Annotated in this window: 22 protein-coding genes; 9 read left to right on the top strand and 13 right to left on the bottom strand. The window is 61.6% G+C overall.

The window, feature by feature from the left end; translation table 11 throughout:
- Window positions 1-3: 3 nt before the first annotated feature.
- From J3P94_RS12820 to J3P94_RS12845, 6 genes are all read right to left on the bottom strand, one after another.
- Window positions 4-975 carry a heme utilization protein gene (locus tag J3P94_RS12820; RefSeq protein WP_305500678.1) on the bottom strand — a complete coding sequence of 324 codons (972 nt, stop codon included), beginning with the start codon at window positions 973-975 and terminating at the stop codon, window positions 4-6.
- A gap of 60 nt (window positions 976-1035) precedes the next feature.
- Window positions 1036-1614 carry an adhesin gene (locus tag J3P94_RS12825; protein WP_434573846.1) on the bottom strand — a complete coding sequence of 193 codons (579 nt, stop codon included), beginning with the start codon at window positions 1612-1614 and terminating at the stop codon, window positions 1036-1038.
- A gap of 1 nt (window position 1615) precedes the next feature.
- A complete protein-coding gene (locus tag J3P94_RS12830) occupies window positions 1616-2062 on the bottom strand; it encodes a hypothetical protein (RefSeq protein ID WP_434573847.1) in 447 nt (148 codons plus the stop codon).
- A 306-nt stretch (window positions 2063-2368) separates the two neighbouring features.
- Window positions 2369-2896: an AAA family ATPase gene (locus tag J3P94_RS12835; RefSeq protein ID WP_434573849.1), complete on the bottom strand. Its 528-nt coding sequence runs from the start codon at window positions 2894-2896 to the stop codon at window positions 2369-2371.
- The gene (gene pnuC / locus J3P94_RS12840) at window positions 2893-3456 is read right to left on the bottom strand and encodes a nicotinamide riboside transporter PnuC (RefSeq protein WP_434573851.1); all 564 of its coding nucleotides are present in this window, start codon (window positions 3454-3456) and stop codon (window positions 2893-2895) included. Before pnuC ends, J3P94_RS12835 begins: the two co-directional genes overlap by 4 nt.
- Window positions 3457-3904: 448 nt before the next feature.
- Window positions 3905-5539: a methyl-accepting chemotaxis protein gene (locus tag J3P94_RS12845; protein ID WP_434573853.1), complete on the bottom strand. Its 1635-nt coding sequence runs from the start codon at window positions 5537-5539 to the stop codon at window positions 3905-3907.
- A gap of 269 nt (window positions 5540-5808) precedes the next feature.
- Between J3P94_RS12845 and J3P94_RS12850 the strand changes: the two genes are divergently transcribed.
- Together J3P94_RS12850 and J3P94_RS12855 are read left to right on the top strand one after the other, a co-directional pair.
- Complete coding sequence (locus tag J3P94_RS12850; RefSeq protein WP_305500687.1) at window positions 5809-6639, top strand: undecaprenyl-diphosphate phosphatase; 831 nt, start codon at window positions 5809-5811, stop codon at window positions 6637-6639.
- Window positions 6636-7058, top strand: a complete 423-nt coding sequence (locus tag J3P94_RS12855; protein WP_434573854.1) for a DUF1294 domain-containing protein — start codon at window positions 6636-6638, stop codon at window positions 7056-7058. The genes J3P94_RS12850 and J3P94_RS12855 overlap by 4 nt, the downstream gene beginning before the upstream one ends.
- A 138-nt stretch (window positions 7059-7196) precedes the next feature.
- On the opposite strand, the gene J3P94_RS12860 is transcribed toward J3P94_RS12855, so the two are convergent.
- Together J3P94_RS12860 and J3P94_RS12865 are read right to left on the bottom strand one after the other, a co-directional pair.
- Entirely contained in the window at window positions 7197-7547 is a 351-nt protein-coding gene (locus tag J3P94_RS12860) for an MmcQ/YjbR family DNA-binding protein (protein WP_434573856.1), read from the bottom strand.
- On the bottom strand, window positions 7544-8452 hold the full coding sequence (locus J3P94_RS12865; protein WP_434573858.1) for a LysR substrate-binding domain-containing protein: 909 nt from the start codon (window positions 8450-8452) through the stop codon (window positions 7544-7546). The genes J3P94_RS12860 and J3P94_RS12865 overlap by 4 nt, the downstream gene beginning before the upstream one ends.
- A gap of 128 nt (window positions 8453-8580) precedes the next feature.
- Between J3P94_RS12865 and J3P94_RS12870 the strand changes: the two genes are divergently transcribed.
- Together J3P94_RS12870 and J3P94_RS12875 are read left to right on the top strand one after the other, a co-directional pair.
- The gene (locus J3P94_RS12870) at window positions 8581-9189 is read left to right on the top strand and encodes an FMN-dependent NADH-azoreductase (protein ID WP_434573860.1); all 609 of its coding nucleotides are present in this window, start codon (window positions 8581-8583) and stop codon (window positions 9187-9189) included.
- Between the two features lie 183 nt (window positions 9190-9372).
- Window positions 9373-10410, top strand: a complete 1038-nt coding sequence (locus tag J3P94_RS12875) for an alpha/beta hydrolase family protein (protein ID WP_434573861.1) — start codon at window positions 9373-9375, stop codon at window positions 10408-10410.
- Here J3P94_RS12875 and J3P94_RS12880 read toward each other — a convergent pair.
- Window positions 10404-11597: an MFS transporter gene (locus J3P94_RS12880; protein WP_434573863.1), complete on the bottom strand. Its 1194-nt coding sequence runs from the start codon at window positions 11595-11597 to the stop codon at window positions 10404-10406. The genes J3P94_RS12875 and J3P94_RS12880 overlap by 7 nt on opposite strands.
- Window positions 11598-11904: 307 nt before the next feature.
- Window positions 11905-13494, bottom strand: a complete 1590-nt coding sequence (locus J3P94_RS12885) for an ABC-F family ATPase (RefSeq protein ID WP_215005954.1) — start codon at window positions 13492-13494, stop codon at window positions 11905-11907.
- 407 nt (window positions 13495-13901) lie between these two features.
- Here J3P94_RS12885 and lpxO point away from each other — a divergent pair, with 407 nt between their 5' ends.
- Window positions 13902-14801: a lipid A hydroxylase LpxO gene (gene lpxO, locus J3P94_RS12890; RefSeq protein ID WP_434573865.1), complete on the top strand. Its 900-nt coding sequence runs from the start codon at window positions 13902-13904 to the stop codon at window positions 14799-14801.
- 5 nt (window positions 14802-14806) lie between these two features.
- Here lpxO and ligD read toward each other — a convergent pair whose 3' ends face one another.
- Together ligD and J3P94_RS12900 are read right to left on the bottom strand one after the other, a co-directional pair.
- Entirely contained in the window at window positions 14807-16795 is a 1989-nt protein-coding gene (gene ligD / locus J3P94_RS12895; protein ID WP_434573867.1) for a DNA ligase D, read from the bottom strand.
- Window positions 16796-16828: 33 nt separating this feature from the next.
- Window positions 16829-17719 carry a Ku protein gene (locus J3P94_RS12900; protein ID WP_434573869.1) on the bottom strand — a complete coding sequence of 297 codons (891 nt, stop codon included), beginning with the start codon at window positions 17717-17719 and terminating at the stop codon, window positions 16829-16831.
- Window positions 17720-17943: 224 nt separating this feature from the next.
- Between J3P94_RS12900 and J3P94_RS12905 the strand changes: the two genes are divergently transcribed.
- The 4 genes from J3P94_RS12905 (at window position 17944) to J3P94_RS12920 (ending at window position 21517) form a co-directional block, all read left to right on the top strand.
- Window positions 17944-18285 (top strand): hypothetical protein, encoded by a 342-nt coding sequence (locus J3P94_RS12905; protein ID WP_434573871.1) that lies wholly within the window; start codon window positions 17944-17946, stop codon window positions 18283-18285.
- Window positions 18286-18325: 40 nt separating this feature from the next.
- Complete coding sequence (locus J3P94_RS12910; protein WP_434573873.1) at window positions 18326-19477, top strand: PQQ-dependent sugar dehydrogenase; 1152 nt, start codon at window positions 18326-18328, stop codon at window positions 19475-19477.
- Window positions 19478-19847: 370 nt separating this feature from the next.
- Window positions 19848-20855, top strand: a complete 1008-nt coding sequence (gene ilvA / locus J3P94_RS12915) for a threonine ammonia-lyase, biosynthetic (protein ID WP_434573875.1) — start codon at window positions 19848-19850, stop codon at window positions 20853-20855.
- Window positions 20856-21232: 377 nt separating this feature from the next.
- Window positions 21233-21517, top strand: coding sequence for a DUF1652 domain-containing protein (locus J3P94_RS12920; RefSeq protein WP_434574161.1), 285 nt, complete (start codon window positions 21233-21235; stop codon window positions 21515-21517).
- A gap of 74 nt (window positions 21518-21591) precedes the next feature.
- On the opposite strand, the gene J3P94_RS12925 is transcribed toward J3P94_RS12920, so the two are convergent.
- Window positions 21592-22530, bottom strand: coding sequence for a carbohydrate kinase family protein (locus tag J3P94_RS12925; RefSeq protein WP_434573877.1), 939 nt, complete (start codon window positions 22528-22530; stop codon window positions 21592-21594).
- Between the last annotated feature and the right edge of the window lie 9 nt (window positions 22531-22539).

Genomic DNA, 22539 nt, shown 5'->3' on the forward strand with positions numbered 1-22539 from the left:
TTTTTACATGCAAGCCTTGCAGCCGGCAGCAATCGACAGCGAGTTGCTTTGCTGGTTGCCCACGCCCGCCGACACGTTGGCGCCGCCGTTACCGGAGAAGCCGTTCATGGAGTTGGTCATGGTGGCGTTGTTGTAGACCGGATTTTTCCAGCCGTCGCGAGTCAGCACCTGTTGGGTATTGCTGCCGGCAAGTTCGAAAGTGCCCACGGCGGAGAACTTGAACTTGTCGTCATCGTGACCACCACCGTAACCGCCCTTGTTGCCCCAGCCGCCGTCATCCTCGACGGTACCGGTGCCTTTGGCCTTGAAGGTGCCGGAAGCCTCGGAGGTGCTGGTGAGGGTGTCGGTCTTGTAGGTCCGCACGCCTTTGTTGTCGACGACTAGGCCGGTGGACGACTGGTCGGCCGCGGCGGAAGCCTGGGCGACACGACCGCCCGATACGGCGATGGCCAGGTTGTTTTTCTGCTGGTTGAAGTTGCCGGCGGTCACGTTGATGCCGATGTTGCCGGAGCCGTTGTTGCCCGCGCTGGTGAGCGAGGCGTTGTTCTGCGTCGAGTTGTTCTTCACATAGTTGTTGTTATTGACTTGTGTGGCGCTGGACGCTGCGACAGCCGAGCCGAAGATGAAGCTTTCGTCGGCGGTGGCCAGGGCGGCGGCATTGTCTTGCTGGTTGCCGTCGCCGGCGGCGATGTTGGCGCCCATGTTGCCGTTGCTGCCGTTGAGCGAATCAGTGGCTTCAGCGGTGTTGCGGGTGGCCTGGTTGGTCACCACGTTGCCATCGCTGTTCTGCTCGTCCAGCACCGTGGCCCCTGCGCCGGCGCTGATGGAAAGCAACTGATCCAGCGTTGGCCCTTGAGGGCCGTGGTTGCCATGACCGTTGCCGTGGCCGTTACCGTTTCCGCCGGCCTGCGCAGCCATTGCCATGACAGCGGCGAGAGCGAAAACCAATGGTTTGAGCGCCATTGTAGGTTTCATGGTGTTTCTCCTTGCGTGTCGTTGGTTAAGTGTCGGTACGTTCTTATCCACTGCGCCGGGTCAGTCTGCGACCCGGATGCTCAGGGTGTTGGCCATGCGGTTCCCCACCCCGGCACTCTGGTTCACCTGGATCACCCCTCGGCTGCCGGTGAAGGCCTGGTCGCTGGTGGCGACCTGGCGACTGCCGGTTGGGGTGTCAGTTGCTCCCGAGTTCGGTACCAGCGCCACGTTCTGTTGGGAAAGGGCACTGTCGTCCATGCTCTGCGGGCGGGCGCTGATGCCCACTCGCATGACATTGGCCATCTGGTTGTTGGCCCCGGCGGACTGGTTGACGCCCAGTACGCCGTTGCCATTGGTGAAAGAATTGCCGCCGATACGCGCGCTCGCGTTCATCGACGGGTTGGCCGGCGTATCGAGGCGCTGGTGCACGACGGTGCTTGCGTGGGCATCGGTGCCGATGGCGATGGCGCGGGTGTTGGTCTGCTGCGTCTGGTCGCCGGCCGCCTGGTTGACGTTGAAATTACCGGTGTAACGACCGCCGGAATTTTCCAGGTCGGCCTGGTTGACCACCGCCACGCCCGGGGCGGCGAGCACGGTTGAGCTGCCGAGCAGGGCAACCATGAGCCAGGTTGGATTCATCTCACTGGCCTCCCGCCAACCGACCTAGAGGGGCCAGGCCGGAACTCAGCGAGCGGTTGATGGTGCCCGAGATGGCGCCACCGCTGCCGCCACCGTGGCCGGCACTCATGCCCGGCATGCCGTTGGGGTTGGTCACGACATTGACGCCCTGCACGCCGGTGTTCGCAGTGATGGTGTTGCGGATTGTCGAGCCGCTGGCGACACCGGCAAATTCGCCGTCGCTGAGCTCGGTGCTGGCAGTCGCCTGGTTGATTCGGTCGGATGGATTGGCATTGACGGTGGTCGGGTAGGGGTCTTTACCGCCGTTACGCCCGAAATGAACCGGTTGCACGTCACGGTCGAGTACGATGACGCCGTTGCCCTCGGCCTGCACCGGTAAGCTGAGCGTCGCACCGGCGGCGCAGCCAATCACTAACAGACAGGTCAAGCTTCTGTTGAAAGTCCCCATGACATCATTTCCTTGTTCACTGGACGCTGGCCCTAGTCAGCGTTGCGAAGGGAAAGAGCAGGTGTTGTGCCGGATTCTGGAAAACCAATGGATTCAATGGCTTGGCTGATGGGTAAGGTTTCCATGGCGAAACCTGTTTCATCGTTGAGACAGCCTCATGGGCTGCAAAGGGCCATCTGCTGTCGTTTGGCTATGATTTGAGCCCTGGGGCACGGTGTTTCAGTGACTTGACAGTCAGGGCCGGAACGCCGCGAGGTGGCCCTGGATCCGGGTTTGAAGCAGTCGTGATGTTTCAGGGATGAAACATCATCGAGCCAGGAGGAGCTGCGAAACCGCTGCAAACACCTGCTCGCGCCGCTGCGCCCAGTCGCCCTCGACTTTGAGGAACGCTTGCCGATGGCGCATCAGCCAGTGCTCGATCGCCTCGAAAAACGCCAGCCGTTCCGTCAGCGCTGGCTGGCAGCGCAGGCCATCGCCGACCCATTCGACCTGCTCGGGGCTGAGCAGCAGATGCAAATCGTAATGGCGCGCCAGCAAGGCGGGTTCGAGCCAATCCGGGCAATCATCGAACAGGGTCTGGCTCCAGAGGATATTGCTCAACAGATGGGTATCGAGGATCAGCAGCGCCGGCTGCCGGGCGCGAGCCGCGTCTTCCCAGGCGAGTTGCCCGGTGGCGATATCGGTGATGTCGGCCAGGCAGGTATCACGCTGGGTTTGCTCCATGAAGTGGCGCACGTATTCGTCCACCCGCAAACCACCGAAATGCGCCTGCAGTTGCCCGGCCAGCCAGCTCTTGCCGCTGGATTCCGGGCCGGTCAGTACCACTACTTTCATGTGCGCAGGGCCGGGTCGGCGCGCCATTCCCGCCAGCCTTGCACCGCCAGCAGAGTGAACAGCGCATAAAGCGCGGCGGTCAGGTACAGGCCCTTGTAGACGAACAGGCCGACAAAAATGACATCCAGGACGATCCACAGCGGCCAGCACTGCACACGCTTTTGCGCCATCCACCACTGGGCCACCAGGCTGAAACCGGTCAGCGCCGCGTCGAGCCAGGGTTGGGCGGCGTCGGTCCAATGCGCCATGGCCGCCCCGAGCAGCAGACTCCCCGTCGCACCGATGGCGAGGCTGAGCAGCACTGACGGCGTACCCAGGTACGTCACCTGCCGACCATGGTGATTGTGTCCGGCGCGGGTCCACTGCCACCAGCCATACAGTTGCAGGAAGGCGTAGACCATCTGCAAGAGCATGTCGGAGTACAACTTCACGTCGAAGAAGAACCAGCTGTACAGCAGCACCATGACCAGGCCGATCGGCCAGCACCAGGGATTCTGCTTGACGGTCAACCAGACAGCGATAACGCCGAGGGCTGCGGCAAACAGTTCAAGCCCGGACATGGCGGTTCCTTGGGGAAGACGAAGAGGGCGGGGATTGTAAACGTTATGGCGGGCGGAGCTCCAATCCTGGTGCTGGCTGTGCTACCGCCTTCGCGAGCAGGCTCGCTCCCACAGGGGATTTGCGGTGGGCACTAAATCCAGGGCCAACACAAAAACCAATGTGGGAGCGAGCCTGCTCGCGAAGGCGGCGGGTCAGCTTGCATCAGTGCTGAATGTGCTATTGCATTCGCGAGCAGGCTCGCTCCCACAGGGCGTTTTGCGGTGGGCAATAAATCCAGGGCCAACACAAAAACCAATGTGGGAGCGAGCCTGCTCGCGAAGGCGGCGGGTCAGCTTGCATCAGTGCTGAATGTGCTACTGCATTCGCGAGCAGGCTCGCTCCCACAGGGCGTTTTGTGGTGGGCACCAAATCTGGGGCCAACACAAAACCACTGTGGGACCACCAGCCTCAGACTCGAAACTGCTTGAGCAGGCCGTTCAGTTGTTCGCTCAGGCCTTTGAGGCGGGCGCTTGCCACGCTGGACTGTTCCGCGGCCATGGCGGTGCTGTGGGACAGCCCAGCGGCCTGGGTGACGTTCTGGTTGATGTCTTCAACCACATGCGCCTGTTGCAGGGTGGCGCTGGCGATGGAGGCGTTCAGGCTGTTGAGGTTGCGCAGGGCCTGGCCGATGGCGTTGAGGCTGGCGCCGGCCAGTCCGGCCTGCTCGATGGTCAGTTGCGAGGCACGGCTGCTGTCGCTGATGACTTTCACCGCGGCTTCGGAATGATTTTGCAGGCGTTCGATCATCGCCTGGATTTCAGCGGTGGACTTCTGCGTACGCTGGGCCAGCAGGCGCACCTCGTCGGCCACAACGGCAAAACCGCGACCTTGCTCGCCGGCGCGGGCGGCTTCAATGGCGGCGTTGAGCGCCAGCAGGTTGGTCTGCTCGGCAATCGAGCGGATCACTTCCAGCACGCTGCCGATCTGGGTGCTTTCGCTGGCCAGGGTGCGGATCACTTCCACGGCCTGGTCGATGGTCTGGGAGAGCCGGTCGATCTGCTGCAGGCTGCCGTCGATGTTCACCTGGCCCTGCTGGGCCTGGGATTCGGCGTCGCGCATTTCGCTGGCGGCGTGTTCGGCATTCTTCGCCACATCCTGCACGCCATAAGTCACTTCGTTGATGGCGGTCGCTACCAGCTCCATCTGTTGCGATTGCTGCTGGCTGCGCTGCTGGGCCTGGGCGGCGTCGTTGCCCAAGTCGCTGGACGATTGCCCCAACTCACTGGCTGAGACCTGCAACTGACCCACCACCTGGCGCAGCTTGGCGGTGAAGGCATTGAAGTGCTTGGCCAATTGCGTGACTTCGTCCTGGCCATGGGCATCTAGGGTGCGGGTCAGGTCGCTCTCGCCGCTGGCGATGTTGGCCATGGCATTGACTGTCTCCTGCAAGGGCCGAACGATGCTGCGTACGATCAGCGTCAACAGCAGGCCCATGAACAAGGTGATCGCCAAGCCGATCAAGGAAGCCTTGATCAACTGGGACTGGAATTCCGCCTGTACATCATCCACGTACACGCCCGAACCGATGATCCAGCCCCAAGGCTCGAACAGTTTCACATAGGACGTTTTCCCCACCGGTGCCTCGGCGCCGGGCTTGGGCCAAAGGTAATCGACCATGCCCGCACCCTTGGCCTTCGCAATGGCGACCATTTCGTTGAATAGCGCAAAACCGTTTGGATCGCGAATGGCCGAGAGGTTCTGCCCTTCAAGTTTCGGGTTGGTCGGGTGCATGACCATGACCGGCGCCAGGTCATTGATCCAGAAGTAGTCATTCTGGTCATAACGCAGGCCGCGCACCGCGCTGAGCGCCTGCTTCTGCGCCGCCTCGCGCGTCAGGGTGCCGGCAGTCTCCAGGCCATGGTAATAGCTCAGTACGCCGCTGGCGGTCTGCACGACATGTTGGGTTTTCTGAACCTTGGCCTGATACAGATCGGTGTGGATCTGCTTGAGCATGAACGCGCCCAGCGTGAACAACATCACGATGGCCACGACCAGGATGAGCCACAGGCGTCGGCTGATCGATACACTGCGCAAGCTATTCATACGCTGTCACTCCGGTTTTTATTCTTGTCATTAACGACGGCGGCACTTTAACGCTCGACGTCTACGCGCGATTGACCTGGGTCATAACGCGGCAGCGTTATCAGGGCTTGTCTGATAGGATTTCGGCCCCGCAGCGCAAAACCTGAGTCGCTTCTGATTTTTCATTGGTTTTTTTTGCAACGTCGCGGTTATCGTGCAGCCGCTGCGTGCACCTGCGTAACATTTGAATAGCGACAAGGCCTGAAACGACAGGCTTTTCTGGGGGATGAATGGATTTGTGGACGGCCTTTTCGGCATTGATTCTTGGCGTGGTAGAAGGGCTGACGGAGTTCCTGCCGATTTCCAGTACGGGGCACCAGATCGTTGTCGCCGACTTGCTCGAATTCGGTGGGGAGCGCTCGATGGCGTTCAACATCATCATCCAGCTCGGTGCGATCCTGGCGGTGGTCTGGGAGTTTCGGCGCAAGATCTTCGATGTGGTGCTGGGCCTGCCGACCCAGCCCGGCGCTCGCCGATTTACCGCCAACCTGCTGATCGCGTTTTTCCCTGCGGTGATACTGGGCGTACTGCTTGCCGACTGGATCCACCATTACCTGTTCAACCCGATCACGGTCGCCACCGCACTGGTATTGGGTGGTCTGGTGATGCTCTGGGCCGAGAGGCGCCAGCACACGGTGCATGCCGAAACCGTGGATGACATGACCTGGAAGGATGCGCTGAAAGTCGGCCTGGCCCAGTGCATCGCGATGATCCCCGGCACATCTCGCTCCGGTGCGACCATCATTGGCGGCCTGCTGTTCGGCCTGTCGCGCAAGACCGCCACCGAATTCTCGTTCTTCCTGGCCATGCCAACCATGGTCGGCGCGGCGGTCTACTCGGGTTATAAATACCGCGAGCTGTTTGTCCCGGCGGATTTCCCGGTGTTTGCCATCGGTTTCATCACCGCGTTCATCTTCGCCATGATCGCGGTCAAGGGCCTGCTGCGCTTCATCGCCAGCCACAGTTATGCGGTGTTCGCCTGGTACCGGATTGCGTTCGGCCTGTTGATCCTGGCGACCTGGCAATTCGGCTGGGTCGACTGGACGGCTGCCCAGCCTTGAACGAATCGGCCAGGCGAGTCGCACGTAACACCGGCGGGGCCGTGCAGAACCTGCGCCTCAAGTTGACGGTATTTGCGATTCTTTGCGCGTTGCCGCTTTTTGGCTCGCTGCTGCTCGGATTGCGGGGCGAGTCGTGGGTGCCCATGACGGCTTACGGAGTCGTCAGTGCCGTGGCGTTCCTGCTTTACTGGAGCGACAAGCGCAAGGCACGCGCCGATGCCTGGCGCACGCCGGAGAACATCCTGCACGCGGTCGAACTCGCCGGTGGCTGGCCAGGCGCATTGCTGGCCCAGCAGATGTTTCGCCACAAGACCCGCAAAGTGTCGTTTCAAGTGGTGTTCTGGTTCATCGTGGTGTTGCACCAGGGATTCTGGATCGACCAGTTGTTCCTGGGCGGCCATCTGTTGGCGTTGTTCTGATCGGTATGCGTTCCCTGTGGGAGCGAGCTTGCTCGCGATGACGCCGGTACATCCAACATCTTCACTGGCTGTGGCACCGCTATCGCGAGCAAGCTCGCTCCCACATTGGTAGGCAGCGGCTGCAACCCGGCTGAGCCGCTACAGCAACAACCCAACCTGCGTGCGCTTGGGCAACTTGCTGACCACCAACTGATGGGAACGTCGCAACAAACTGCGCAGCTCCTCATCGCCCAGCGGGTAGGGCACTTGCATGATGATCCATTGGGCCCTGGCCAGGTACGGCGCCGGATGAATGCCGGGGCGGTCGCAATGGCCGAGAAACAGGTCCTTGTCGACCTTGAACGCCAACGAATCCCCCCGCAGGTTCTGCAAGGCGAACATCTTGTTGCCGGCGATCGAGAATACTCGCACGCCGCCCCATTTATAGTCTTCCCGGGCGCCCGGCAAGCCCAGGCAGAATTGCGCGACGTCCTCTTCGCTCAAGCTCATATCGTCCTGTCTCCACATTGTGCAAAAGCTTCCACCAGATGATCGATCCACGCGCGCACCGCCGGCAGCATGCCGCGCCGGTGAGGATAGACCGCCTGGAGCCAGCCATCCGGTGATGACCATCCAGGCAACAGCTCCACCAGTCGACCGTCGCGCAGTTCTTCTTCGCAATACATGCTCGGCAACAGGGTAAAGCCCAGGCCCGTCAAGGTGCAGGCGCGCCGCACGATAAAGTCGTCGATGCCCAGGCGTGCCTCCAGGGCCAGCTCGACGCTTTGCCCTGCGGTACTGAGCAAGCGCACATGCACCAGACGGTCCGCCTCCAGCGCTCCCAGCACCGGCAATTGCCTGAGGTCGTCCGGGGTTTCAATCTGTCGCCCTTCAACGAGTCCCGGGCTGGCGACCAAGGTCAGGCGGGCCTGGCGCAAGCGCCGGGTCATCAGCAGCGGGTCTTCGTCACCCAGGTCACGGACGCGCAACGCCACGTCGATGCCCTCGCTGATCAGATCCACGCGCCGGTTGAGCAGGATCATCTCCAACTGCACCTGCGGGTATTTTGCCAGGAAGCTTTCGATGATCACCGGCAGGAACTGGTGCGCCAGGCCCACCGGGCTCGACACCCGCAAACGCCCACGGGGCTCGCTGGACATGCTCGCCACCGCTTCGTCGGCCATCTCCGCTTCCAGCAACATGGCCTGGCAATGACGCAGGTAACGTTCACCCACGGCGGTCAGCTTCAATTGGCGGGTGGTGCGTTGCAGCAGTCGGGCGTCAAGGCGCTCTTCGAGCTCGGCGATTCGCCGTGACAAGCGTGACTTGGGGATGCCCAGCAAGCGCCCGGCGGCCGCGAAGCCACCGGCTTCAACCACCTTGGCAAAGTAATACAGGTCATTAAGGTCTTGCATGTCGAATCGATTGTCCTGTCAGTGGAACGAACCATCACATTCTTGCAGACTTATCTCGGATTGGCTTCATCGATAGGATTGTTGTCAATTGATCGCCTGGTTGCGATCCTCACTTGGAGAGCATTCACATGAAACTGTTGCACATCGATTCGAGCATCCTCGGCGACAACTCCGCTTCGCGCCAACTGAGCCGTGAACTGGTGCAAGCCTGGAAAGCCGCCGAGCCAGCTATCAACGTCACCTATCGTGACCTGGCCGCTGACGCCATCAGCCACTTTTCCGCGCAGACCCTGGTCGCTGCCGGCACCAGCACCGAATTGCGCGATGCCGCTCAACAGCACGAAGCTGACCTCAGCGCGTCGACCCTGGCCGAGTTCCTCGCCGCCGACGCGGTGGTGATCGCAGCACCGATGTACAACTTCAGCATCCCGACCCAACTCAAAGCCTGGATCGACCGTATCGCCGTGGCCGGCCAGACCTTCCGCTACACCGAAGCCGGCCCGGAAGGCCTGTGTGGAGACAAGAAGCTGGTCATCGTTTCCACCTCGGGCGGCCTGCACGCCGGTCAACCGAGCAGCGTGGGGCATGAACAATACCTGAGGTTGATGTTCGGTTTCCTCGGCATCACCGACATCGAATTTGTTCGCGCCGAAGGCCTGGCTTACGGTGACGACATGCGCACCAAGGCCATCAGCGAGGCCAAGCTGCAGATCAGCCAGCAGTTCGCCGCTGCGTAAGGCTTGCATCGAGGCATCAAGCTCTACGGGCAACCTCCGGAAAACCCTGTATTCTCGTCGTCATCGGATGGCTGGGGTGCAGGGTTTTCCTGCATTTGGCGCTGGGAAACATGGCGCAGGTCGTGCATGGCCGGAGCGGCGAGCGACGTGGCTCCTGGTGGGTGGGTGAAGGTGGACTATTCGATGATGCGTCTTGGTGCGCTGCTGCTGTTCTGCTGGGTGAGCGGTCTCGGTTCGGTGCAGGCCGCGCCGGCGCCACATCCGCATTGGAGCGCGGGCTTTCATGAGCTGGATTTTCCTGATCCGCTGGACCACCAGCCGATGCATGCCATCGCGTTTTACCCCTCCACCGCGAAGGAGCAATCCAGTCTGTTGGGCGGCTATCAGATCGATGCGGCGGCGGATGCACAGATCGCCATCGGGCGGTTTCCGCTGCTGATGCTGTCCCACGGCAATACCGGCACGCCGCTGGCCCTGCACGATCTGGCCACGTCGCTGGCCCGCAAGGGCTTCGTCGTGGTGGCGGTGATTCATCCCGGCGATAACGCCCAGGATCACAGCCGACTCGGTACGCTGAGTAACTTGTACGGGCGGCCGATCCAGATCTCCGAAGCCATCACCGCGACGCTGAACGACCCGATGCTGGCGCCCTTCGTCAACGCCGGGCAGGTGGGGGTGATCGGCTATTCGGCCGGTGGCGAAACCGCGTTGATCCTGTCTGGCGCCACGCCGGACCTCAATCGCCTGCGCCGTTATTGCCAGGAGCGACCGGATGACCGTGACGCCTGCAATACCCAGGGTGAGCTGATTGCCGACCGTGATGACCTGTATCCGGTGGCCGATCCCAGGGTCCGCGCGCTGTTGCTCATGGCGCCGTTGAGTTTGAAGTTCGGTCGGCACACGTTGGCCGATGTCCATGTGCCGGTGCTGCTCTACAGCGGCGACGGCGACAAACTGGTGGCTTTCGACAAGAACGCCGCTGCCCTGGCGCGCAAGCTGCCTACCGCGCCGGATTTCAAGACGTTGGCCGGGGCCGGGCACTTTGTTTTCATGGCGCCCTGTACGGACGAGCAGATCGCGGCGATGCCGGCGCTGTGCACCGATGCCGACGGCGTTGATCGCAAGGACATCCACCGCACCATGATCACCGAAGCCAGTCGCTTCTTCAGCCAGGCACTGGGAAAGCCGACCCGTGCGGGCCTGCGGACTGCCGATCAGTGATGCGGGCTTTCGGCTCGCCGACGCAACACCAGCGTCAGGCCCAGGCCGATGATCGACAGCAAGGCGGCGAAGAAAAAGATCGACGAATAGCCAAGGTTCAATGCCACCGCGCCCATCAACGGTCCGGCAATCGCCAGTGCCAGGTCAAAGAACACCGCATAGGCACTCAAGCCGGCGCCGCGGCTGCTGTTGGGCACCTGCTTGATGGCCTCCACGCCCAGCGCCGGGTACACCAGCGACAACCCGAAGCCCGCCAGCCCCGCGCCGACCAAGGCGAATGCGGTGGAGGGCGCCAGCCACAGCAGCACCAGGCCCAGGGTCTCGATGCTCATGCAGACAATGGCCGAGTTGAAGCCACCGAAACGGGCAATGCTGGAGATGAACAGCAACCGTGACAGGATGAAGCAGATACCGAAAACGGTCAGGCACCAGGCGGCGCCGGTCCAGCCTCGGCTGAGGTAGAACAGGGTGATGAAGGTGGTCAGGGTGCCATAGCCGATCGAGGCCAGGCACAGGCTTGTCCCGAACGGTGCAATGCGTCCGAACACGGCCCAGAAGGGCAGGCGCTCGCCGCGAACGACCGGCACCGAGGGTTTGTTGCGAATCAGCAGCAATGCGCCGCCGGCCAATAACGACAAGGCGATGCCCAGGCTGGCGAAGCCCAGGCCGCCGACCATGACCACCCCCAGCGGTGCGCCGATGGCGATGGCACCATAGGAAGCGATGCCGTTCCAGGAGATCGAACGGGCGGTGTGCTCCACGCCGACCTGTCCCATGCACCAGCTGATGGTACCGACGCCGATCAGGCCTTGGGCGACCCCGAGCAGCAAACGCCCGGCAATCAGGATCAACAGGCTGGGCAACGGAAAGCTTTGCAGCAGCGTCGACAACAGCGTTAGCACGCCACTGAGCAGGATGCCCACCAGGCCGTAGACGATCGCCCGCTTGGTGCCGACATTGTCCGACAGTCGCCCGGCCATGGGCCGGCTGAGCAAGGTCGCCAGATACTGTGAGCCAATGGTCAGCCCGGCCACCACCGCGCTGAAGCCCAGTTGCTCATGGACATACCCAGGCAACACGGCAATCGGCAGGCCGATGCAGAGGAAGGCGATGAAGGTATAAAAAACGATGGAGACGATCTGCAAGGTGATCGACAGGGAACTGGGGGCGGGCTGGGGCGTTGGCATGGCGGCTCGTTCGCGGGCAGCGGTAAGAGTGCTTCATCATGGCGGGTGCGGGGGAGAAAAGGAAGCAGGCTAACGGTTCGCCATCAGTGATAGCCTCATAGTGAGCTGAAGTCACCCACTTCTATTTGGGAACAGGGCCATTGTGGGAGCGAGCTTGCTCGCGATGGCGGTGGGTCAGGCACTTAGATGCTGACAGGCTGGGCCTCATCGCGAGCAAGCTCGCTCCCACAGGTTTTATGTCGCGGTCATGAAAAAGCCCCGTCACATGGACAGGGCTTTTACTTGCAGCTTTCAGCTTGAAGCTGTTTTAGAACAACACACCCTGGCTGCGCAGGTAGTCGTCATAGGTGCCGCTGAAGTCGACCACGCCGTCGGCGCTGAGCTCGATGATGCGGGTTGCCAGGGACGATACGAACTCACGGTCGTGGCTGACGAAGATCAACGTGCCCGGATAGTTTTCCAGCGCCAGGTTCAGCGCTTCGATGGATTCCATGTCCAGGTGGTTGGTCGGTTCGTCCATCACCAGCACGTTCGGCTTTTGCAGGATTAGCTTGCCGAACAGCATGCGGCCTTGTTCACCACCGGAGATGACCTTGACCGACTTGAGGATCTCGTCGTTGGAAAACAGCATGCGGCCCAAGGTGCCACGAACCAGCTGCTCGCCACCCTGGGTCCACTGGCCCATCCAGTCGAACAGGTTGACGTCATCCTCGAAGTCATGGGCGTGGTCCTGGGCGTAGTAGCCCAGTTCCGCGGCGTCGGTCCATTTCACGGTACCGGCGTCCGGTTCCAGTTCATTGACCAGGGTGCGCAGCAAGGTGGTCTTGCCGATGCCGTTCGGACCAATGATCGCCACGCGCTCGCCGGCTTCGACGGTGAAGCTGAAATCCTTGAACAGCGGCTTGCCGTCGAAGCCCTTGGCCATGCGTTCGACGATGACCGCCTGGCGGTGCAGCTTCTTGGTCTGCTCGAAACGGATAAACGGACTGACGCGGCTCGATGGCTTGACCTCGGCCAGCTGGATCTTGTCGATCTGCTTGGCGCGGGAGGTGGCCTGCTTGGCTTTCGAGGCGTTGGCCGAGAAACGGCTGACGAACGACTGCAGTTCGGAAATCTGTGCTTTCTTCTTGGCGTTGTCCGACAGCAGCTGCTCGCGGGACTGGGTCGCCACGGTCATGTACTCGTCGTAGTTGCCCGGGAACAGGCGCAGCTCGCCGTAGTCCAGGTCCGCCATGTGGGTGCAGACACTGTTCAGGAAGTGCCGGTCGTGGGAGATGATGATCATCAGGCTCGAACGCTGAGTCAGTACGTTTTCCAGCCAGCGGATGGTGTTGATATCCAGGTGGTTGGTCGGCTCGTCGAGCAGCAGCACTTCCGGGTCGGAGAACAGCGCCTGGGCCAGCAGCACACGCAGTTTCCAGCCTGGCGACACTTCGCTCATCGGACCGAAATGCTGCTCGATGCCAATCCCCAGGCCCAACAGCAGTTCACCGGCGCGAGATTCGGCGGTGTAGCCGTCCATCTCGGCAAATTCGGTTTCCAGCTCAGCCACGGCCATGCCGTCTTCTTCGGTCATTTCCGGCAGCGAATAGATGCGGTCGCGCTCGGCCTTGACCTTCCACAGCTCTTCGTGACCCATGATCACGGTGTCGATCACGGTGAATTCTTCGTAGGCGAACTGATCCTGGCGAAGTTTACCCAGGCGCACGTTCGGCTCGAGCATCACCTGGCCGCCGGACGGCTCGAGGTCGCCGCCGAGGATTTTCATGAAGGTCGACTTGCCGCAACCGTTGGCGCCGATCAGGCCGTAGCGGTTACCCGCGCCGAACTTGACAGAGACGTTTTCGAACAGTGGCTTGGCGCCGAACTGCATCGTGATGTTAGCTGTAGAGATCAAAGGTTTATCCTGCGGAACATTCAGAGTAGCTAAGGGTGCGGCAGTACCTGTTCAGTACCTGTTTGCGCAAGTCCCGACCGCGCAAGCAGCTTGGCGGTCACTGGCGCAAGGGTCCATCCGGCATATAGAGGACAGCTGCATACGGAGCGCCTGGCCCGAGTGGATATGCGCCGAAGCCGGGATTGCCGGTGTCAGCCAGAGGGGGCGCTTGATAGTTGGCGGCGATTGTACTGATCTGGCCGCGTTAACGATAGGGTGTAACCCAGGCAAGACAGTTTTTCACAACGCAGGGATAACTTTAAATCGGCAACTGTGGCTAAAATGCCATCTCACTCGACGCCATCTCCCTTGCCGCTTGGCTGGCCCCGGAGAAGCAGCCTGTTCACTTCTGGACCCTGACCGAATCCGTGAAGCTCATTATTGTCGCAATCTACGTACTTTCCATTGGCTATGTGCACCTGCGCGGGCGCGTGCGGCATAAACTCGGGCGCCAGTTGAGCGATCACTCATCCTTCCTTGCGCCGATCAATTGCCTGCTCTACCTGTGTTCGAAACTGCCCAACAGGCCTTTCCTGAGCCCGGCCCAGTTTCCCGACCTGAGTCCCTTGCAGGCCCATTGGGAAGAGATCCGCGCCGAAGGCCAGAGCCTGCTGCAAGCGGGGGAGATCAAGCGCTCCGATCAATATGACGACGTGGGCTTCAACTCGTTTTTCAAGACTGGCTGGAAGCGCTTCTACCTGAAGTGGTATGGCGACAGCCATCCCTCGGCGATGAAGCTGTGCCCGCGCACCACCGAACTGGTGCAGAGCATCGGCTCGATCAAGGCCGCGATGTTCGCCGAGCTGCCGCCGGGTTCGAAGCTGGTGCGTCATCGCGATCCGTATGCCGGGTCTTATCGCTACCACCTGGGGCTGCAGACACCCAACGACGCCGGCTGCTACATCGATGTCGACGGCGAGGCCTATCACTGGCGCGACGGCGAGGCGGTGGTGTTCGACGAAACATTCATCCATTACGCCGAGAACACCACGGCGCAGAACCGTATCATCCTGTTCTGCGACGTGGAGCGGCCGATGAGATTTCGTTGGGCCACCGCCTTCAATCGCTGGTTCAGCCGTTCCGTGATGGCCGCTGCTGGCGCGCCGAATGACGCCGGGGACCGGACCGGTGGCCTGAACCGGGCGTTTTCCCGGCTGTACAAGATCCGCCTGCAAGGCAAAGCGCTGAAAAAGCGCAATCGCAAGCTGTATTACCTGCAGAAATGGGCGTTCTTTGGCGGCCTGCTGGCGATCTTCATCTGGATCTGAATGGTTCAGCCGCCCGGTTTTTCAGCCTCCAACTGTTCCCACATCTTCGCCGTGATCCGTTGGCGATGGCTGTAGCCTTCCCACGGATCGGCGCCCAGGCCCTTGGCCCGTTCCAGCGCGGTATGGATATCCCATTGCTGCGCGTTGCGCAGGCCGGCGAGTTCGTCCCGGGCGATCGGTACCGAAACCGGCAGGCCCGGCCGGGCACGCACCGAATAAGCGGCGACGGTACTGGCACCACGGGCGTTGCGCAGGTAGTCGATAAAGACCTTGCCCACGCGGTTTTTCGGGCCCATGGTCGCGGTGATCCGTTGCGGCATCTGCCGGGTCAGGAACTGCGATATGGCCTTGGCAAAGGCCTTGGTGACGTCCCACCCCTCGCTTCGCGCCAGCGGCACGATGACGTGCATGCCTTTGCCGCCGCTGGTCTTGAGAAACCCCTGCAAACCCAGTTCGTCGAGTACTGACAGGGTCATGCGCGTCGCGTCGAGCATGGCGTTCCAGGGCAACGACGGATCCGGGTCCAGGTCCAGCACAAACAGATCGGGCGTCTCGATCCGGTCATGGGTCGCCGTCCAGGTGTGCAGTTCCACCGTGCCCATCTGCGCCGCGCCGACCAGGGCATGGATGCTGTCGATTTCCATCAAGGCCGCATGGCCCGGGTCCAGCGCCGGATCGAGTTGCCTGATATGGGGGATTTCCAGGCGATCGGCGTGCTTCTGAAAAAACAGCTCCTCGCCAATCCCTTCCGGCGCCCGTACAAGGGAGACCGGCCGCAACTTGAGATGCGGCAGGATCCAGGGGGCGATGTCCAGGTAATACTGGGCCAGTTCGGCTTTCTGCACACCGCTGACGCTGTCGACGACGCGGTCCGGGTGGGTGATGACCACGCCGTCGACTTTCGCGGTGTCGGCCTTGCCGCGGCGTTTGGGCTTGGCGGGCGTGGCTTTGATGGGCATGGGTTGTTCACGCGTCACCCGACTGACCTGACGGTCGCCGGGCAGATCGAGGAACACCGCCTGACGCACCAGCCCGTCGCGGGTCCATTCGGCAAATTCGATTTCGCAGACCTGCGTCGGCTCGACCCAATGCACGCCGCGCGCCGGTGCGCCTTTGAGCGGCTGGTCGAGTGGCGACGTTTCACGTTCCAAGGCACATAGCTGTTCATGCAGTTGTTTGAGTTGGGATTGGCTGAAGCCCGTACCGACCCGGCCGGCATAGACCAGCCCCGACGGCCCGTTGACCGCCAGCAACAGTGCGCCGAAGCCGTTGCGCGTGCCTTGCGGGCGGGTGAACCCGACGATGACGAAGCATTGGCGCAGCCGACATTTGAGTTTGACCCAGTCGGCGTTCCGTCCCGAGGCATAAGGGCTGCCCAGACGCTTGCCAACCACGCTGTCCAGTGACAGGGCGCTGGCGCTTTCGAAGATGTCATGCTGGCTGGCGGAAAACGCCTCGGAGAACCGCAGGCGCTTGCTGGCGTTGCTCTTGAGCGCATTTTTCAAGGCTGCGCGGCGTTCTTCAACCGGTTTGTCGCGCAGGTCGACGCCATTGAGAAACGGTGCGTCGAAGAGGAAATACAGCATGTCGACGCTGCGGCCGATCTCGAAGGCCTGGCGCAGGGCGGGGAAGTCGGAATGCCCGGTCTCATCGAGCAGCACCAGCTCGCCGTCGAGCCAGCTGTCGTCCAGATTCAACTGGGCCAGGGCTTCGGCGTGCAGCGTGAGGCGATCGGTCCAGTCCGCATGGTGGCGATTGAACAGCCGGACCTCGCCGTTCTGAATGCGCGCCATCAACCGGTAGCCATGAAACTGCACTTCATAGCGCCACTCACCGGCCGGCGGTTGCTCCACCGGTGTCGCCAACTGCGGCGACAGACGTTCGGGGATTCGCCCCGTGTCGGTCTGCGCATTCCGGCGGGTGCGGCTACGAGTCGTTGGTTCATCCGCCTCCACGGCGGACAGGCGGGCATATTCACTCTCGGCCTTGGCCATGACAGATTCCCTTGTATTACAGGCGCCCGGGGGTTAGCCCCGGGAGGCCTTGGTGGCTTTTTTAGCAGGAGCGGATTTGCGCGTCTTGGTCGATTTTGCCGCAGGCTTTTCGGCAGGCTTTTCCGCCGTCTTGCCCTTGCCGCCGAGGCTGCGCTTGAGCAATTCGGTGAGGTCGATAACGTCGGCGGTTTTGCGCTGTTCTTCGCCGGGGTCGGTTTCCACCGCTTCGAGCCGGCCTTCGGTGGCTTTTTTCTCCACCAGTTCCATGATCTTTTCCTGGAAACTGTCGCGATACTCCTGGGGGTCCCAGTCGCCACTCATGTCTTCCACCAGCCGTTTGGCCATGTCCAGTTCGCCCTTCGCCAGCGTCGGGTTGGTGACTTCGTCGCCCAGTTCCAGGACGTCGAGTTCGCGGACTTCGGCGGGCCAGCGCAGCAGCACCAGCACCAGCGCCGATTCCAGGGGCATCAGCGCGGCCAGGTGCTGGCGGGTATGCATCACCACATTCGCCAGCGCGACTTTGTTGGTCTTGAGCAGGGTTTCGCGCAGCAGGGCGTAGACTTTGCCACCACGTTTGTCAGGCGCGAGGAAATACGGCTTTTCGATGTTCTGCAGCGGAATCTTTTCGCTGTCGACGAAGGAAAAGATGTCGATGGTCTGGGTGGACTTGGGGTGGGCGGCGCGAATCTCCTCTTCGCTGATCAGCACGTATTGGCCTTTCTGGTATTCCACGCCTTTGACGATGTCGTCCTTGGTCACCTCCTTGCCGGTAACCTTGTTGACCCGCTTGTAGCCCACCGGGTCCATGCTGCGTTTGTCCAGCCAGTCGAAATCCACGCCCTGGGACGCGGTGGCTGACACCAGGGCCACGGGAATGTGGACCAGCCCGAAACTGATTGCGCCTTTCCAGATAGCCCGTGCCATGGTGGAGTTTTCCTTGCCGGTGAATAGTCTCTCTGGTGACCCTTGGGTCTCTGGAAAAGTTTCCACCGGGCGCCGGCTGGCTGCGGTTGGGGTCCTCCAGAGGCACTGAGTTGGAGACGCCTGGTTACATCTTCATGAGGATATTTTGCTTAACAACGGCGAACCTGCGGCGTAGCGTGTTTTCGAAATGCGGGTGCCGTACCCATCAAATCAGGAAGGTCTCGATGAACAGGCTGATACTCGCCACCCTGGTGCTGCTGACGGCAGCCACCGCCCAGGCGGCTACGCCCGGCGCCGATCCAGTACTCGTGGCGCAGAACCTGCCGGGCAACAACAATCCCTACAACAGTCCGATTCGCCGGGCCAACCCGAACAGCATGCAGGGCACCCAGCCCAACGTGCCAGGCATACGGAACAACCCGACGGTTCCGGTTCCCCGACCGCCGACCCTGGAGAATGGCGGCATCGGCAACGGCTACCCGCGTTCCGGACCGCCATCGGGGTCGCCACGCCCCACCATCGAGGCGCCGACGCCTCCCCGGCACACCAATAACGGCAATCGTTGAGACACCGTGCCGATCAACACCACCACAGAAGGAAGTGTGCATGTTGCGTAAAACATTCCTGGCAACACTTTGCGCCAGCGCTGCCCTGGCCCTTTCAACGCCGGCTTCTGCCGCGCCAGTCCAGCAATTCAAGGCCGAGGATGGCACCGTCGAAGTCACCACGGTCACCCGGGGGCTGGAGCGGCCCTGGTCCGTGGCGTTCCTGCCGGAGCAGCAGGGCATGCTTGTCACGGAGCGTCCCGGTAACCTGCGATGGGTGAAGGCCGACGGGAAATTGTCTGCGCCGTTGAGCGGTGTTCCCGAGGTCTGGGCCAAGGGGCAGGGTGGTTTGCTGGATGTTGTGCTTTCTCCAGACTTCAAACAGGATCGCACCGTCTACCTGTCGTATGCCGAGGCGGGCGAGGATGGCAAGGCCGGCACGGCGGTGGGCCGTGGCCAGTTGTCCAGCGACATGACGCGCCTGGACAACTTCGACGTGATTTTCCGCCAGCAACCCAAGCTCTCGACGGGCAACCATTTCGGTTCGCGCCTGGTATTCGACCGGGACGGCTATCTGTTCATCACCCTGGGCGAAAACAACGACCGTCCGACCGCACAGGACCTGGACAAGCTGCAAGGCAAGATCGTGCGGATCTATCCCGACGGCAAGGTGCCGGACGACAACCCTTTCGTGGGACAGAAAAACGTCCGTCCCGAGATCTGGTCCTACGGCTTGCGCAATCCCCAAGGCGCCGCGCTCAATCCCTGGAATGGCACGCTCTGGGAGAATGAGCATGGCCCCAAGGGCGGTGACGAGCTGAACATCATCGAGCGCGGCAAGAACTATGGCTGGCCGTTGGCGACTCATGGTGACAACTATTCCGGCGCGCCGATTCCCGAGGCCCAAGGCAAGACCGCGAAGGGTACCGTCGGTCCCCATCACGTCTGGCAGGTATCGCCAGGGCTCAGCGGCATGGCGTTCTACGACAATGACCGGTTCAAGGCCTGGCAACGCAACGCGTTTGTCGGGGCGCTGGTTTCCAGGGACCTGATTCGCCTGGAGTTCGACGGCGACAAGGTTGTCCATGAAGAACGCTTGCTCGGCGAGCTCAAGGAGCGGATCCGCGACGTTCGCCAGGGGCCGGATGGTTTCCTCTATGTGCTGACAGACGACGATGACGGTGCGCTGTACAAGGTCGGGCTGAAGCAATAAGCATGTTATGAAGCTTTGCGTGGCGAGGGAGCTTGCTCCCGCTGGGCTGCGTGGCAGCCCCATGCAGGCAACGCGATTAGCCTGACACACCGAGTGTCCGATCTTGGGGTTGCTTCGCAACCCAGCGGGAGCAAGCTCCCTCGCCACAGGATCAAAAGCGCCAAAGGATCGCGGAGGCCGGGGATTTTCGTTGACTTCCCGGCCCCTCGCGGCTAGTTTCGAGCCATGACTTCCACCGTACTGCGCAGCCAGCCAAGCATTATTACCGCCATTCCTTATCTGGCGGGCTAGCCGACGACTGCACCCAACCCGCCCTAGAGGCGGGTTTTTTCTTTCTGTCTCCAGGGCTTTACCCGACCAGGAGACCGCCATGACCCCAACCAGCCCCGAGCAGACGCTGCTGGAGCACTACGTCAAGAAGATCCTTGCCGCTGCGGTGTACGAACTGGCGGTGCCCACGCCGCTGCAAGCGGCTGCGGCGCTCTCCCAGGCCTTGGGCAATCGGATTCTGCTCAAGCGCGAGGACCTGCAACCGACGTTCTCGTTCAAGATCCGCGGCGCTTATAACAAGCTCGTGCAACTGACCCCCGAGCAACGCAGCCGTGGCGTGATCACCGCATCGGCGGGCAACCACGCCCAAGGCGTGGCGCTGGCGGCTCAAGCGTTGGGTATCTCGGCGTGCATCGTCATGCCGCGCACGACGCCCCAACTGAAAGTACTGGGCGTGCGCAGTCGCGGGGCCGAAGCGTTGCTGCACGGTGAGAGTTTTCCATTCGCCCTGGAATTCGCCCTGGACCTGGCTCGGCAGACCGGGCGGGAATTCGTCTCGCCGTTCGATGACCCGCAAGTCATCGCCGGGCAGGGAACCGTCGCGATGGAGATCCTGCGCCAGCATCCAGGTCAGCTGGATGCGATCTTTGTTCCGGTCGGTGGTGGCGGCTTGATTGCCGGGGTGGCGGCTTACGTCAAATACCTGCGTCCGGAGGTGCGCATCATTGGCGTCGAGTCGGAACACTCCGCATGCCTCCAGGCCGCACTGGCAGCAGGGGAACGGGTAACGCTAGCGAGCGTCGGCACGTTCGCCGACGGCGTGGCCGTCGCGCAGATCGGCGCCCATGGCTTCGATATCTGTCGTTTCTGTGTCGATGAAGTGATCACCGTCAGCAACGACCAGCTCTGCGCCGCGATCCGGGATATCTATGACGACACCCGCTCGATCACCGAGCCATCCGGCGCCCTGGCGGTGGCGGGGATCAAGCGCTACGTGACGGACAGCGGAGCGCAGGGCCAGACACTGGTGGCGATCAACTCTGGCGCAAACATCAACTTCGACAGCTTGGGCCACGTGGCAGAGCGCGCGGCAATGGCTGCGTCTTGAGGTGCTCCTGCGCACCATATTTTTTGAAGTAGCCGACGGGTGCCCGCCCGTGAAGTCGAAATAGTGGCTAATCTCCAGCCTGGCAAGTTGAGCGGCGCGATGCAGTTTGCATGGATAAAACACCGTTTCCTTGCATTTTGCATGGCCGTTGCGTTGGACCTGACTGCTAAGTAATTGATTTGTAACAGTGTCGCTGTACTGATTTACGGGCATATTTTTTGCGAGTTGATACCCGAGTCCGATGACGGGCTCCAACACCAGAAAACGCCAAAATGAACGAACGGCACGGCATTCGAAGTCCTGTCCGCAGGGAAGAATCGGACGAAAATACCGCCGTCGTGAACATGAATTGGCTGCCTCAAAAGGAGAGAGTTGCCATGTTTTTATCTGCCCTCGAAATGCGAAACATCATTGAAAGCAGCCTGCTGCCCAAACGCTCGCAATGCACCTTGTCACCTGATCTGTCCATGACCGTTAAAATCTACGACGACCACGAGACCGACCGCGTGGCGTTGGTCAAGAGTGATATTGACGCCACCAAGCTCACCGGCTGCCGCGCCATTAACGATCTGATTGCGGAACTGCGTACCGAACTCGACCGTGGCCAGGGTCACGGCCACGGGAACTATTTCCACCAGCAACACCGGATGAGCGGGCGTTAAGCACCGCCCGACCTTTGCAAACCTGACGACCGGGTCCGATGTTTTCGAACCCGGCGTCCAGCTTTCGTTTTTTCCTAGACCAATTGCTGCCGATAGGGCAGGTCTGGCCCGACTTTACCGCACGTCAGCGCCGCGGCGCGCATGGCGAAATGGAGCATCTCCCCGATCTGCTCCGCGCTCAGCGAATGCAAACCCTGCACATCATCCAACTGCTGCTCGGTCAGCCAAGCGATCAGCGCAGCCTGCAACGTGTCGCCCGCGCCCACCGTATCGGCGATCTGGACCGGGCAGGCGGGAAGCGACCATACGCCATGCTGACGGCTGAACACCGTTGCGCCCTGGCCGCCACGGGTGAGGAAGGCCAACTGACAGCGGTGCTCCAGCCAGCCCCCAATTACTTCATGTGGGTCCCGGTCAGGGTAGAGCAGGCTCAGGTCCTCATCGCTGACCTTGATCAGGTCGGCGTACTCCACCAGCGTCGCGATCCGTGAACGCCACAACTCGATGTCTGGCTGCGGATTGAGCCGCACGTTCGGGTCGAGGCTGATCAGGCGTCGGCCGCTTTCGCGTTGTACCAGTGCCAGCAGCGTATCGCCCACCGGTTGCACCACCAATGAGAACGAACCCACATGCAGGCCGCGCACTTGCGGGCCCAGCGTCGGCAAATGCTCCACGCGCAGTTGCCGGTCTGCGCAGCCTTCGCCACGGAAGCTGTAGTGGGGCGAGCCGTTGGCGCCGACAGCGACCATGGCCAGGGTGGTAGGGGCCTCGAAGTCCTGGGCAAATTGAATGCTGACGCCTTCGTCCACCAGCACCTGTTTCAAGCGCCGGCCCAGATAGTCGGTGGACAGCCCGGTGAACAGCGCCGACTCGATCCCCAGTCGACGCAAACCCACCGCCACGTTGAACGGTGAACCACCGGCGAGCGCCTTGAAATTCACTTGCGAAGCCGGAGTCTGCGCTTCGTTTGCGCTGAAGAAATCAAACAGCGCTTCACCACATACCAGATACATAATTGCCTG

The sequence above is a fragment of the Pseudomonas sp. Z3-8 genome (assembly GCF_051131975.1).
Lineage (GTDB): Bacteria > Pseudomonadota > Gammaproteobacteria > Pseudomonadales > Pseudomonadaceae > Aquipseudomonas.

Bases quoted from the DNA above. Each gene is read 5' to 3' on its own strand.
- J3P94_RS12825 (WP_434573846.1), bottom strand. From the start codon at position 1,614: ATGAATCCAACCTGGCTCATGGTTGCCCTGCTCGGCAGCTCAACCGTG.
- J3P94_RS12850 (WP_305500687.1), top strand. From the start codon at position 5,809: ATGGATTTGTGGACGGCCTTTTCGGCATTGATTCTTGGCGTGGTAGAA.
- J3P94_RS12910 (WP_434573873.1), top strand. From the start codon at position 18,326: ATGTTGCGTAAAACATTCCTGGCAACACTTTGCGCCAGCGCTGCCCTG.
- J3P94_RS12870 (WP_434573860.1), top strand. From the start codon at position 8,581: ATGAAACTGTTGCACATCGATTCGAGCATCCTCGGCGACAACTCCGCT.
- J3P94_RS12920 (WP_434574161.1), top strand. From the start codon at position 21,233: ATGTTTTTATCTGCCCTCGAAATGCGAAACATCATTGAAAGCAGCCTG.
- J3P94_RS12865 (WP_434573858.1), bottom strand. From the start codon at position 8,452: ATGCAAGACCTTAATGACCTGTATTACTTTGCCAAGGTGGTTGAAGCC.
- J3P94_RS12845 (WP_434573853.1), bottom strand. From the start codon at position 5,539: ATGAATAGCTTGCGCAGTGTATCGATCAGCCGACGCCTGTGGCTCATC.
- pnuC (WP_434573851.1), bottom strand. From the start codon at position 3,456: ATGTCCGGGCTTGAACTGTTTGCCGCAGCCCTCGGCGTTATCGCTGTC.
- J3P94_RS12925 (WP_434573877.1), bottom strand. From the start codon at position 22,530: ATGTATCTGGTATGTGGTGAAGCGCTGTTTGATTTCTTCAGCGCAAAC.
- J3P94_RS12880 (WP_434573863.1), bottom strand. From the start codon at position 11,597: ATGCCAACGCCCCAGCCCGCCCCCAGTTCCCTGTCGATCACCTTGCAG.
- ligD (WP_434573867.1), bottom strand. From the start codon at position 16,795: ATGGCCAAGGCCGAGAGTGAATATGCCCGCCTGTCCGCCGTGGAGGCG.
- J3P94_RS12900 (WP_434573869.1), bottom strand. From the start codon at position 17,719: ATGGCACGGGCTATCTGGAAAGGCGCAATCAGTTTCGGGCTGGTCCAC.
- J3P94_RS12820 (WP_305500678.1), bottom strand. From the start codon at position 975: ATGAAACCTACAATGGCGCTCAAACCATTGGTTTTCGCTCTCGCCGCT.
- J3P94_RS12830 (WP_434573847.1), bottom strand. From the start codon at position 2,062: ATGGGGACTTTCAACAGAAGCTTGACCTGTCTGTTAGTGATTGGCTGC.
- ilvA (WP_434573875.1), top strand. From the start codon at position 19,848: ATGACCCCAACCAGCCCCGAGCAGACGCTGCTGGAGCACTACGTCAAG.
- J3P94_RS12905 (WP_434573871.1), top strand. From the start codon at position 17,944: ATGAACAGGCTGATACTCGCCACCCTGGTGCTGCTGACGGCAGCCACC.
- J3P94_RS12860 (WP_434573856.1), bottom strand. From the start codon at position 7,547: ATGAGCTTGAGCGAAGAGGACGTCGCGCAATTCTGCCTGGGCTTGCCG.
- J3P94_RS12835 (WP_434573849.1), bottom strand. From the start codon at position 2,896: ATGAAAGTAGTGGTACTGACCGGCCCGGAATCCAGCGGCAAGAGCTGG.
- J3P94_RS12875 (WP_434573861.1), top strand. From the start codon at position 9,373: ATGATGCGTCTTGGTGCGCTGCTGCTGTTCTGCTGGGTGAGCGGTCTC.